This is a genomic window from Methylobrevis albus (assembly GCF_015904235.1).
GTDB classification, from domain to species: Bacteria; Pseudomonadota; Alphaproteobacteria; order Rhizobiales; family Pleomorphomonadaceae; genus Methylobrevis_A; species Methylobrevis_A albus.
The window spans coordinates 462,161-473,880 of the sequence record NZ_JADZLT010000050.1; the positions used below are offsets into that span (position 1 = coordinate 462,161).

Sequence of the window (11,720 nt, forward strand, 5' to 3'; positions counted from 1 at the left end):
TCTGGGGAAACAACGGGGCCGATCCGGTTTTTGTTTCACGGCCGCAAAGATTTTTCCGGAGATTCCCGCCGATTCGGGAGTTGGACCGCCCTGACCGCCCCGCTAGCGGGCGCGCAGCGCGAGGTCGATGGCGCGGATCGCGCGGAACGGGCCGCCGGCGGCGGCGATCTCCGCGTCGACGTCGATCTTGCCGAGCCCGTGACGGCCGAAGGCGACGCGGGTGGCGTCGGCGACCCAGTGGCGGTGACGCCCCCGGATGAGCGCCGCCGCCCGGCCGGGCTCGGCGACATGAGCGCGGTGCGCCTCCACCGCATCGGCGAGTGCCTCGAAGCCGGTGCCGGCGGTGGACGAGACCAGCACGACGGGCGGCGTGAAGGCGCCGGGCGCGCGCACGCCGAGCGACAGCGCGCCGGCGACGTCGGCGGCGGCGCGGCGGGCCGCCTCGCCCATGTCGGCCTTGGTGACGGCGACGACGTCGGGAAGCTCCATCACGCCGGCCTTCATGAACTGCAGGCTGTCGCCCGAGCCCGGCTGGATGCAGAGCAGCACCGTATCGGCGACCGTGGCGACATCAGCCTCCGACTGGCCGATGCCGACCGATTCGACGATGACGCGGTCGTAGACGGCGGCGAGCAGCGCGGTCGCCGCCACCGCGTGGTCGGAGAGGCCGCCGAGGCGGTCGCGCGCGGCCATCGAGCGCACGAAGATGTCGGGGTCGTCGGGGTCGGTCTTCAGGCGGGTGCGGTCGCCGAGCAGCGCGCCGCCGGAAATGCGCGACGAGGGATCGACGGCGAGCACCGCCAGCGACTGCCCAGCCGCGCGGATGCGGCGGACGAGCACGTTGGTGAGGGTCGACTTGCCGACGCCGGGCGGGCCGGTGAGGCCGAGCACGTGGCCGCCGGGGCTGGCGGCGGTCGCTTGCAATGCGGCGTCGAGCAGGTCGGCGTGCTTCAGCGTGCCGCCCGCCGTCTCGATCGCGGCGAGGGCGCGGGCGACGGTGCGCTTGCCGCCGGCGCGGATCGCGGCGAGGTCGAGGGGGGCGGTGGTCTGGTCCATCTGGTCGCTCGGCATCCCGCTTCGCCTCTGGCGCGTCTTCCTTGCCTAGCGCCCCCGCGCGCCGCCGTCGACGGGGATGCGGCGTGCCGATTGCCGCAGCCGTGGACGGGCCGCCGTCAGCGCCGCGGCAGCAGGCGCTGGTAGGCGAGGCCGATCAGGATCAGCACGCCGCCGAGGCCGATGAAGGAGAGCGCGCGCCAGGCGCCCGACAGGCCGGCGGCATCGACGAGGAACACCTTCAGCACCACGCCGACCACGACCACCGCCGAGACCAGCCGCAGCGTGCGGCTCTGCCGCCAGCGGCCGAGCCCGAGCAGGACGACGCCGACGAGCAGCCAGACCGCCGAATAGGCCCAGAGCTCGGCATTGCCGACCTCGCCGAGGTCGAGGTGCGGGCGGTGGAAGCCGTGGCGGACCACGAGAGTGATCCAGGCGGCGCCGAGCAGCCCGGCGATCCAGCCGGCGGCCGAGACGAACCAGCCCGGCCGGCCGGCCCGCCGCGCCGCGCGGCGCAAAGCGAGCGCCCCGAGCGCGGGCGCGAGGTAGCCGAAGGCGAGCAGGTTGAACAACGGCGGGCCGCCGATCGGCTCGCCGGTGAAGACCGGGTTGGAGCCGACCAGCAGGCCGGCGCTGGCGAGGCCGAGGCCGAGCACACCCGTCACCAGCGTCGCCCTGTCGAACACGGTGCTGCCGGTGGCGCCCGCCAGCCGCTGCACGCCGAGCGAGACGGCGAGCAGGGTGAGCGTCAGCAGCGCCTGTTCGGCAAGGCCGGAAACCGGGGCGGTGACGTCGCCGCCGGTCATGGCGTGGTGGATGACCAGCACCAGCGTCAGCGTGCCGAAGGTGACGGCGAGCGCTTCGAACACGTCGATGGCGAGGTCGCGGCCCGCGCCGGGCAGCCGGGTGCGAGCAAACAGCCGGGCGGCGAGGAAGAAGGCGGCGGCGGGCACGCCGTAGCCGTAGAGCAACCAGTTCAGCACCGGCGTCGTGCCGAGATCATCGCCGACGACGCGCGGATCAACAACGAAGCGCAGCACCACGACGGCGGCGACGGCGACTGCGATCGGCCGCAGGCCGCGCACCGGGCGCAAGCTCGCGACATAGGCGATCGCCGGGGCGATCAGCGCCAGCGTCACCGTCAGCATGCCGCGCTCGAACAGGATGGTGGCGGCAACCGCCAGCGCGGCGATCGTCGCCACCGCATAGGCCGCCACCGCGCCGTCGGCGCCGAAGGCGCCGCGCGGCAGGCGGCGGATCAGCGCCTCGGTGAGGACGGCGAGCAGGCCGGCGAGCGCCAGGGCGGCGAGGCCGAAGCCGGGGCTGACGGTGAACTCGGCGACGCGCAGCCAGACCGCGACGAGCAGGCCGAGCGGCGCAAAGCCGCCGAGCACGGCGAGCGGCGTGCGGCCGGTGGAGCGCAGCGCGCCGAGGAAGCCGGCGGCCCCGAAGGCGAGGCCCAGCACCACGGCGCTGCCGATCAGCCGGTCGAAGCCGGCGGTGCGCAGCAGCGCGGGCAACGTGTCGAGGGTCGGCGGACCGTTGATCGGGTCGCCGGCGAGCACGCCCCAGGGGATGTTCCAGCCGAGATGGGCAAGCACGACGAGGGCGAGCGCGGCAACGGCGGTCAGCCGCAGCGGCGGCCATTCATAGGCGACGGCGGCGAGACCCGCCGCCGTGACGATCAGCAGCACCAGTCCCTCGCTGCCATAGCCGAAGCCGGCGAGGTGCATCAGCGCAGGCAGCGCGAACAGGCCGAGCATGCCGGCACCGACGCGGTCGTGGCCGGCGGGCGGATCGCCCGGGCCGGCGGCATGGGTCGCGGCGGCGAAGGCGGTGACGGCGAGGGCGAAGGAGACGAGCAGGAAGCCGGCGACGATGGCCGGGTCTGGGCCGGCGCTGCTACCGGCGAGGATCATCAGCCACGACCAGCCGACGCTGCCGGCGACCGCCGTGACGGCGAGCCAGAGCCAGCCGCGCACCCGGGCGACGCCGAGCGCCGCCGCGGTGACCACGACGAGATAGATCGCGAGCGCGCCGAGTGCCGGCCGCGACGAGGCGACGAGCAGCGGCGTCACATAGCTCGCGCCGAGCCCGAGGGCGGCGAGGCCGCGACCGTGCAGCACGGCGAGCGCCAGCGTCGCGAGCGCGATGGCAGCGAGCACGACGAACGCGGCCGTATCGCCGAGGAAGCCATAGACCGCGTAGGCCGCGAACACCGCGGCGAAGGCCGCGACGGTGCCGGCGGCGGTGAGCACGCCGGGGATATAGCCCGCGCGCTGGCCGGGGAGTGTGGCTTCGGAGGCGCCCTCGTCGGCCGGCAGCCGGCGGCGCAGCGCCTCGCCGGCGGCGAGCAGCAGCGCGGCGAAGCCGAGCCCGGCGAGGATGCGCGCGCCGGGGCCGAGCAGACCGGCCTCGATCGAATAGCGCACGAGGAAGATGCCGCCGAGGCCGAGCGCCAGCCCGCCGACCCACACCGCCCAGCGCGTGCCGATGATCTCCTCGAGGTTTTGCCGCGGCGGGCGGGGGGCGGGAGCGATGGTCGCCTCGGCGGCCGGATCGGCCGGCGGCTCGTCATGGGCAGCGGCGGCCGACTCGGGCGCGGCCGGCTCGGGTTCGGCGAGGGGCGGTTCGGCGAGAGGCGGCGGCGGCGCGGCAAAAGCGCCAGAAATCTGCCGGGGATCGGGGACGTCGGGGGCGCGCACGCCATCGACGGCGCCGGGCGCCGCGCTCGTCGTCCGCGCCGCCCCCATGTCGACGAGCGCTTCAAGCCGGGCTTCCAGCATCGCCACCCGCGCCGCCAGCTGCCGCGTGCGGCCGAAGGCGAGCATGCCGAGGATCGCGCCGACCAACAGGCTGAGCGCGATCAGCAGCGGGACGGCGATCAGGGCATCCATCAGCGGGCGGCTGCGGCGGTGCGGAAGGCGAGTTCGAAGGGGGTGCCCTCGTAGGCGTCGGCGCCGCGGCCGATCGCCTCGATCGCCCGGGTCATCCGCCCGCCGCGGCCGAGAATCTCGTCGGCGATGGCGACGAGACGGCGGTTCGGCGTCGCCGAGGGGGCGAGGCTGCGCAGCGTGGTGGCGAGTTCAGCCTCGTCGCGGTCGGGCTCCAGGGCGGCCACCGCGATGTAGGCGGCGGCCGTCGAGCGGCTGATGCCGGCATAGCAGTGCACCACCAGCGGCCCGGTGCGCGCCCAGCTTTCGAGATACTCGAGATAGGCCGCGACATGCGCCTCGCCCGGCGGGGTCATGCCCGGCGTCACCTCGACGATGTCGTTCATGGCGAGGAACAGGTGGCCGTCCCGCGCGAGACCGGCCGGAATGCGCATCGGCGTGCCGGCATTGACCAGCGAAACCACGTGTTGCGCCCGGGTGCGGGTGACGGTTTCTTCGAGGCGGGCGAGCGAGCAGACGTGGATCACGGCAGGGGGACTCCGAGGCGGGACGATGTTCTCGCGCGGAGTTTAGGGCGAATTGCGGCGGGCTGGGAGGGGCGGTGGAATTTGGGGCGGGAAAGGTGGGGCTTTCAGGGGGCGTGCCGTTGTGTGAGGCCGGGCCCCCTCCCTGTCCCTCCCCCGCTTCGCAGGAGAGGGGACGAAGAAGGCTAGGGCGCCATACTCAACAGCTCTCCGGTTCGGCGCAGCCTTCGTCTTACGAAAGCCCCATCGCCCATCGTCCCCTCTCCTGCGAAGCGGGGGAGGGACAGGGAGGGGGGAGGCCACACGGCAGGGCACTTGGCACGGGTATAGGCACTTCACCCGGACAGCCGTGGGTCAAGCTTGGCAATGGCGGTGGAAAGGCGGTCGGGAGATCGGCGGGGTGCGATCGCCACCTCGCCGGGTTGCCGCACCGCTGGGCCGCTGCCCTGCCGTCGCGACCGTTCCGAAACAAGCGCAGGTCAACCAGCCCCGGCTCCCCCGCCCTACTCCGCGACCATCACCGGCCGCTCCACCGAACAAATCACGCAGGCGACGCCGGTGCACATGCGGCAGATGCGCAAGGGGTCGATGCCGGCTTCGACCTTGGTTTCCAGCATCTGGTCGATCATGGCGAGGAAGGCCTCGCGCTGGTCGCCGGGAATGTGGGCGAGGAAGCTGCGGGCGGCCTGCAGGCGCTTTTCCTGCAGCGTGCCGGCGCGGCGCTTGCCGCGGGAGGTGAGCTCGACCATGACCTCGCGGCCGACGCGGCGCTGGCGCCGCACCAGCCAGTCCTTCTCCAGCCGGTCGACGAGGCGGACGGCGGCGGAATGGGTGAGGCCGACGATGCCGGCGACATCGCCGATCGCCATCGGGCCGCGCACCTTCAGCGAGATCAGCGCGGCCATCGCCGACGGGGACAGTTCCTCGGTGTCGGCGCCGATCGCATCGACGACGGCGAAGGCGAGGGTTGCGAGCTTGTTGGACACGACATCGGCTTCGTCCATCTTCGACCCCCGCCCGCTCGGGCGCGATCGAGATCAGTCGCGCCGTGGCAGTCTCAGCTGCATGAAAACCAGATCAAGATACCGACCGAACTTCTGGCCAACCTCGGGCATCCGGCCCGTTTCGGCGAAACCCGCCGCCGCATGCAGCGCGATCGAGGCGCCGTTGCCGGCCTCGATGCCTGCGATCAGAACGTGCACGCCCCGCGCGGTCGCCTCATCAATGAGCGCCCGCAGCAGGCGGCGTCCCACCCCGCGGCCCCGCGCCGTCGCCGCCACGTAGACCGAGAGCTCGCGCGAACCGCGAAAACCCTCGAACGGCCGGAAAGGACCGTAGCTGGCGTAGCCTAGGACGGTATCGTTGTGCGTTGCAACAAGAACCGGGCATCCGAGCGACATGCGAGAGTCATACCAGCCCTGCCGTTCTGCGAGGTCGACCGTGTTGTCGTTCCAGATCGCCGTCGTGTTGACCACCGCGTCGTTGTAGATCGCGAGGATGTCGCCGAGGTCGGCCGGCGCGGCGTGGCGCACGGCGACCGCGTCGGCGGCCGGGTCGGAAGCGGTCGTGGTGGCGGGCTGGGTCATCTGGTCCGGTTCCGGTGCGGGTAATCAGGGATCAGGAGATCAGGAAATCAGGGGCTTATAGAAGAAGGTCGCCGACGCAATGACGCCGGCGGGCGTGAAAGAGTGGCCGGGCACGGTGCCGAAGGGGATCCAGCCCGCGGCGCGGTAGAGCGCATCGCCGGCGCTGCCGGCCTCGGTGTCGAGGAGGAGCAGCGTCAGCCCCGCCGCACGCGCCGCGTCTTCGGCGGCGGCGAGCAGCTTCGCGCCGAGGCCGCGCCGGCGCATCGACGCGTGCACCAGCATCTTGCCGATCTCGCCGCGGAACGGCGCGTTCGGCTGCGGCGCGAAGCTGAGCACGACGCAGCCGGCGAGGTCGCCACCCACCTCGGCGACGAAGATGCGCCGCGCCCCGGTCATGACCTCCGGCAACTGCCGCCGCCAGAAGTCTTCCCCGTCCGCCTGGCCGAAACCGGCCATGAAGTTCACCGAGGCGCCGCTCGCCACCGCGTCGACCAGCAGCGCCGCAAGCCGCGGCACCGCGGCCACGGCCTCGTCCGGGCCGAGGCAGCGCACGGCCGGCTCACGCGTCGCTGCCCTACCCTGTTCGAGAACGTCCGTCATCGCGCTCCCCCTGTTGCATGTGCGAAGCGTAGAGCATGGACTCCGGCCGCATCAACGATTCCAATGCCAATCGGCCGCGGATAAAGTTTCCTTAACCGACGGATCGAGTTTCCTTATGGACTTCGACCAGTTGCGCACCTTCGACCGCGTCGTCCGCGACGGCAGCTTCACCAAGGCCGCCGCCCGGCTCGATGTGACGCAGGCGACGGTCTCGATGCGGATCCGGGCGCTGGAGACGACGCTCGGCGCCAGCCTGCTCACCCGCGGCCGCAACGTGGCGCTGACCGAGGCCGGAGCGACCTTCCTGCCCCTCGCGCGGCGCATGCTGGCGACCCGGATCGAGGGCGAGCACGCGCTGCGCGGCGTCGACCGCGGCCGCCTCGCGGTGGCGACGCTGCGCAGCCTGGTCGAGCCGCTGGTGGCGGAACCGGCGGCGGATTTCGTCGCCGACCATCCGCTGGTCGAGCTCGACGTCGAGGAAGGCAATCATCGCATGATCGCCGAGTGGCTGCACGACCGCCGGCTGGATCTCGCCGTGATGGGCTGGCCGAACCTCGATCCGCTGCTCGACACGCTGTCGCCGCTGGCGATCTTCCGCGAGCGGGTGATCCTCGCCGCCGCGCCCGCGCTCGCCGAACGGATCGGGCCGGACCCGACGCTGGAGCGGATCTTCGCCGCGGCGCCGCAGTTCCTGACCTTCTTCTGGTGGCAGGTGATGCCGGCGCCGATCGCCGCGCTGCGCTTTCGCGCCCGCGCCTCGTCGCAAATGCCCTATGCGCCGGGGCGGGCGCTGATCGACCGCGGCCTCGCCGTCGGCCACCTGCTCGAGACCTCGGTGCGCGGCGACGTGGCGCGCGGCGAACTCGTCGACCTCGCGCCCGTCGACATGCCGGCGGTGACGCGCGATTCCGCCCTCGTCGCCGGCAGCGCCGGCGTACTCGGCCGCCCGCTGGTCGCCGACCTCGCCGACCGGCTGATTCGATCGGCGGCGGAGATCGGGATGGCGGTGACGGACCTGCGCGAGGGGCGAGGGTGACGGGGGGGTATAACCGCCTCCCAAAATGCTGCGGGCTGGTCAATCTTTCGACGTGAAAGCATACTCGCCGAAATACTGCGGCGCCGATCCAACGTCGTCGCGGGACCGGGGGGTCTCATGGTTTCGATCGTCATCAACTGGACCGACGAGTTCGATTTCGACGGGCTCAAGAAGGACAGGTATTCGACGGAACGCGGGGTCTACCAGATCATCGAGCGCGGCTTCGGCCGGCAAAAACTCATCTACATCGGCCTCGTCAAGGGCGTGACCCGCTCCTTCTACATGCGGATGAACGAACACCGGAAGGACTGGATCAACGGCTATTACTACTACAGATACTATGTGAAATTCGGCATCATCTCCCGGCTGGACCGGCGCAGCGTGACGGACGAGCTGATCGAGGACGCGGAGAGCGTGCTGATCTTCGAACATCAGCCGCCGCAGAACACCTCGAAGATACGGATTTGCCGCCTCGCCGCGGACCTTTCCATCGTGAACGAGAACCGCGGCCCCTTCCTCACCGACCGCCAGTTGCAGTACGCGACGCTGTGAGAGGCCGCGCCGACGGCCGAGCGGCACCGTCTGGGGCACCCTGCCGCCGCAAACGGCCGAAATCCGCTTTGCGGTGCACATGGGCGGTGATATCTAGCCGGCCATGACGACAGAGCCCATCGCCAACATCCGCAACTTCGCGATCATCGCGCACATCGACCACGGCAAGTCGACGCTGGCCGACCGGTTGATCCAGTCGACCGGCGCGCTCAGCGAGCGCGAGATGACGAACCAGGTGCTCGACTCGATGGATATCGAGCGCGAGCGCGGCATCACCATCAAGGCGCAGACCGTCCGCCTCGTCTACACGGCGAAGGACGGCGAGGAATATATCCTCAACCTGATGGATACGCCCGGCCACGTCGACTTCGCCTACGAGGTGTCGCGGTCGCTGGCGGCCTGCGAGGGCTCGCTGCTGGTGGTCGACGCCTCGCAGGGCGTCGAGGCGCAGACGCTCGCCAACGTCTACCAGGCGCTCGACAACAACCACGAGATCGTGCCGATCCTCAACAAGGTCGACCTGCCCGCCGCGGAACCTGCGCGGATCAAGCAGCAGATCGAGGAGGTGATCGGCCTCGACACCTCGGACGCGGTCGAGATCTCGGCGAAGACCGGCCTCAACATCGAGGGCGTGCTCGAAGCGATCGTCACAAGGCTGCCGCCGCCGAAGGGCGACCGCACCGCGCCGCTCAAAGCCATGCTGGTCGACAGCTGGTACGACGCCTATCTCGGCGTCATGGTGCTGGTGCGCATCATCGACGGCGAGCTGAAGAAGGGCCAGCGCATCAAGATGATGCGCACCGGCGCGGTGCACGAGGTCGAGCGCGTCGGTGTGATGAGCCCGAAGCTCATCGTCACCGACCGGCTCGGCGCCGGCGAGATCGGCGTCTTCACCGGCTCGATCAAGGAAGTCGCCGACACCGCCGTCGGCGACACCATCACCGACGAGCGCCGGCCGACCGCCGAGCCGCTGCCCGGCTTCCGCCCGGCGCAGCCCGTGGTGTTCTGCGGCCTGTTCCCGGTCGATGCCGCCGAGTTCGAGGACCTGCGCGCCGCGATGGGCAAGCTGCGGCTCAACGACGCCAGCTTCTCGTTCGAGATGGAGACCTCCGCGGCGCTCGGCTTCGGCTTCCGCTGCGGCTTCCTCGGCCTCTTGCATCTCGAGATCATCCAGGAGCGGCTCGAGCGCGAGTTCAACCTCGACCTGATCGCGACGGCGCCCTCGGTCATCTACAAGATCCAGATGACCAACGGCACCGAGATCGACCTGCACAATCCGGCCGACATGCCGGACCCGGTGAAGATCGAGACGATCGCCGAGCCGTGGATCCGCGCCTCGATCATGACGCCGGACGAGCATCTCGGCGCGATCCTGAAGCTGTGTCAGGACCGCCGCGGCATCCAGGTCGACCTCAACTACGTCGGCAGCCGCGCCATGGTCACCTACGACCTGCCGCTGAACGAGGTGGTGTTCGACTTCTACGACCGGCTGAAGTCGATCTCGAAGGGCTACGCCTCGTTCGACTACCAGCTCACCGACTACCGCGAGGGCGACCTCGTCAAGATGCAGATCCTCGTCAACGCCGAGCCGGTCGACGCGCTGTCGATCCTCGTGCACCGCTCCGCCGCCGAGCGGCGCGGGCGGGCGATGTGCGAGAAGCTGAAGGACCTGATCCCGCAGCACATGTTCCAGATCCCGATCCAGGCGGCGCTCGGCGGGCGCATCATCGCCCGCGAGACGGTGAAGGCGCTGCGCAAAGACGTCACCGCCAAGTGCTACGGCGGCGACGTCACCCGCAAGCGCAAGCTTCTGGAAAAGCAGAAGGAAGGCAAGAAGCGCATGCGGCAGTTCGGCAAGGTCGAAATCCCGCAGGAAGCCTTCATCGCTGCGCTGAAGATGGAAGACTGAGACGCGTTTCCGGTCGGCCCCCGGGAGCCGGGCGCCCTACCGGAACGCGGCGATCCGCCGGCTGACCTCCTGCATGACGCGGGCGTCGTGGTGCTTGACCGCATCGCCCCATTCCGGCGGACGCGACCATTGCGGCATGCGCCGGCAGGAGGTGGCCGGGCACTGGTACGCCATGATGGTGCGGACCTGCTTGGCCGGGTTGATCCAGCCGTGACCATAGGCGAACGGCCCGCCACCGCCGCCCGCCTCCGGATTGTGCACGGCGCCGAACAGATGCCCGATCTCGTGCGCGAAGGAATAATAGCCCGTCGCGCAGTTCTGCCAGACCACGGCGAAGGCCCGGTCCTGCCCGGCATAGACCGAGGCGAGGCCGCAGAACTGGTCGTCGTCGTTGATCAGCACCACGACATCGGCCTTCGCCGCGTCGCGCAGCGCATGGATATTGTCCATGAAGCCGTCCGACTTTGATCGCAGCCGATTGAGGTCGGTCTGGAAGTCGCCGGATTCCTGGTAATCGAGCACGGCCGTGCCGACGAGACGCTGGCGGACGGCGATGTCCGAGTTCACGTAGGACTGGTTCGATTCCGCTACCGCCAGCCCGGCGAACGAGGCGATGTTCGCGACCGCATCGCGGGCGGCCGGGGTGAAGGCGACGAAGACGTCGATCGTCTCGATCGTCGTATCGGCGGCATCGCGCAGATCGCGCGGGTCGACCGGCGGAATGTCGGGCTGGTCGCCGGGATTGAGGTTCTGCAGCTCCGGCGGATGCTCCGGCGGCAGGCCGGACGGGTCTTCCTTGATCAGCGCGTGCAGCCCGCCGCCGAGCGGCCGGATGCGGTAGAGGTCGGTGGGCGTCTCGATCGTCGCCGTCACCGCGTCGCCGTCGACGGCAAAGGTCGCGGTGCCGCCGAGTTGCTGTTCGATCTCACCGATCCAGGTCGCCGAGCGCGGGCCGGATCGCTCGCCGAAGTTCCGCATCGCCGAGAACTTCCCTTCCGGGAGGTCGAACTCGACATTGCTGCCTTCGACGATGCGCGCGGTGTCGATCGTGACGAGGTTGACCGAGCCCGTCGTCTTCGACTGGTTGATACTATCGAGCGCCAGCGACTGGCCCGGCGTCAAATCCGGTGTATCGGTGACGAAGTTGATGATCGACTGAGATCTTGCAGGCAGCGTCGCCAGCATCACGGCGAAAAATGCGGCCATCATCAAACGAATACTCATGACAAGCCCTCCTGACGGGGACATCTCATCATTGAAAATCACGCTCGCGGGGCGCGGTATCCGGAAAGCCGAATTCTAGGAAATCGTCTTTCTCGATCTATTGTTTGTGATTTAATAGTTGAAATGTAGCACAATCTGCTTGTCGATGCTATCGACTTTTTCCGCGCGACTTCTGTTCCCCGATGCTGAGCTTACCCGCCGGCGGTCGCCGTCTCGTCGCTTTGGGCTTGCCGCATCATGGGGGAACGCGCTAATCAGATGGCGTCGCGGGTGTAGTTCAATGGTAGAACGGCAGCTTCCCAAGCTGCATACGAGGGTTCGATTCCCTTCACCCGCTCCAAA

At 70.0% G+C, this 11,720-nt stretch carries 10 protein-coding genes and 1 tRNA gene; 4 read left to right on the forward strand and 7 right to left on the reverse strand.

Annotated elements, in window-relative coordinates; translation table 11 throughout:
- Positions 1–102: 102 nt before the first annotated feature.
- From I5731_RS11870 to I5731_RS11895, 6 genes are all read right to left on the reverse strand, one after another.
- Positions 103–1,056 carry an ArgK/MeaB family GTPase gene (locus tag I5731_RS11870; RefSeq protein WP_197311589.1) on the reverse strand — a complete coding sequence of 318 codons (954 nt, stop codon included), beginning with the start codon at positions 1,054–1,056 and terminating at the stop codon, positions 103–105.
- A 116-nt stretch (positions 1,057–1,172) separates the two neighbouring features.
- On the reverse strand, positions 1,173–3,950 hold the full coding sequence (locus I5731_RS11875; protein WP_197311590.1) for a DUF2339 domain-containing protein: 2,778 nt from the start codon (positions 3,948–3,950) through the stop codon (positions 1,173–1,175).
- Entirely contained in the window at positions 3,950–4,474 is a 525-nt protein-coding gene (locus I5731_RS11880; RefSeq protein WP_197311591.1) for a tyrosine phosphatase family protein, read from the reverse strand. The genes I5731_RS11875 and I5731_RS11880 overlap by 1 nt, the downstream gene beginning before the upstream one ends.
- 500 nt (positions 4,475–4,974) lie before the next feature.
- Positions 4,975–5,475, reverse strand: coding sequence for a MarR family winged helix-turn-helix transcriptional regulator (locus I5731_RS11885; protein WP_197311592.1), 501 nt, complete (start codon positions 5,473–5,475; stop codon positions 4,975–4,977).
- A gap of 33 nt (positions 5,476–5,508) precedes the next feature.
- A complete protein-coding gene (locus tag I5731_RS11890) occupies positions 5,509–6,057 on the reverse strand; it encodes a GNAT family N-acetyltransferase (RefSeq protein WP_197311593.1) in 549 nt (182 codons plus the stop codon).
- Between the two features lie 39 nt (positions 6,058–6,096).
- A complete protein-coding gene (locus I5731_RS11895) occupies positions 6,097–6,657 on the reverse strand; it encodes a GNAT family N-acetyltransferase (protein ID WP_197311594.1) in 561 nt (186 codons plus the stop codon).
- A gap of 115 nt (positions 6,658–6,772) precedes the next feature.
- Between I5731_RS11895 and I5731_RS11900 the strand changes: the two genes are divergently transcribed.
- The 3 genes from I5731_RS11900 (at position 6,773) to lepA (ending at position 10,154) form a co-directional block, all read left to right on the forward strand.
- On the forward strand, positions 6,773–7,693 hold the full coding sequence (locus tag I5731_RS11900) for a LysR family transcriptional regulator (protein WP_197311595.1): 921 nt from the start codon (positions 6,773–6,775) through the stop codon (positions 7,691–7,693).
- A 117-nt stretch (positions 7,694–7,810) separates the two neighbouring features.
- Complete coding sequence (locus I5731_RS11905; protein ID WP_197311596.1) at positions 7,811–8,245, forward strand: hypothetical protein; 435 nt, start codon at positions 7,811–7,813, stop codon at positions 8,243–8,245.
- A gap of 103 nt (positions 8,246–8,348) precedes the next feature.
- Positions 8,349–10,154 carry a translation elongation factor 4 gene (lepA, locus tag I5731_RS11910; protein ID WP_197311597.1) on the forward strand — a complete coding sequence of 602 codons (1,806 nt, stop codon included), beginning with the start codon at positions 8,349–8,351 and terminating at the stop codon, positions 10,152–10,154.
- 36 nt (positions 10,155–10,190) lie between these two features.
- Here lepA and I5731_RS11915 read toward each other — a convergent pair whose 3' ends face one another.
- Positions 10,191–11,378, reverse strand: coding sequence for a M12 family metallo-peptidase (locus I5731_RS11915; protein WP_197311598.1), 1,188 nt, complete (start codon positions 11,376–11,378; stop codon positions 10,191–10,193).
- 266 nt (positions 11,379–11,644) lie between these two features.
- On the opposite strand from I5731_RS11915, the gene I5731_RS11920 reads away from it, so the two are divergent.
- Positions 11,645–11,718: transfer RNA gene (locus I5731_RS11920), tRNA-Gly, on the forward strand.
- Positions 11,719–11,720 lie beyond the last annotated feature (2 nt).

Excerpts from the sequence above, each read along its gene's own strand:
- lepA (WP_197311597.1), top strand. The coding sequence starts at position 8,349 with ATGACGACAGAGCCCATCGCCAACATCCGCAACTTCGCGATCATCGCG.
- I5731_RS11875 (WP_197311590.1), bottom strand. The coding sequence starts at position 3,950 with ATGGATGCCCTGATCGCCGTCCCGCTGCTGATCGCGCTCAGCCTGTTG.
- I5731_RS11905 (WP_197311596.1), top strand. The coding sequence starts at position 7,811 with ATGGTTTCGATCGTCATCAACTGGACCGACGAGTTCGATTTCGACGGG.
- I5731_RS11915 (WP_197311598.1), bottom strand. The coding sequence starts at position 11,378 with ATGAGTATTCGTTTGATGATGGCCGCATTTTTCGCCGTGATGCTGGCG.
- I5731_RS11900 (WP_197311595.1), top strand. The coding sequence starts at position 6,773 with ATGGACTTCGACCAGTTGCGCACCTTCGACCGCGTCGTCCGCGACGGC.
- I5731_RS11870 (WP_197311589.1), bottom strand. The coding sequence starts at position 1,056 with ATGGACCAGACCACCGCCCCCCTCGACCTCGCCGCGATCCGCGCCGGC.
- I5731_RS11890 (WP_197311593.1), bottom strand. The coding sequence starts at position 6,057 with ATGACCCAGCCCGCCACCACGACCGCTTCCGACCCGGCCGCCGACGCG.
- I5731_RS11885 (WP_197311592.1), bottom strand. The coding sequence starts at position 5,475 with ATGGACGAAGCCGATGTCGTGTCCAACAAGCTCGCAACCCTCGCCTTC.
- I5731_RS11895 (WP_197311594.1), bottom strand. The coding sequence starts at position 6,657 with ATGACGGACGTTCTCGAACAGGGTAGGGCAGCGACGCGTGAGCCGGCC.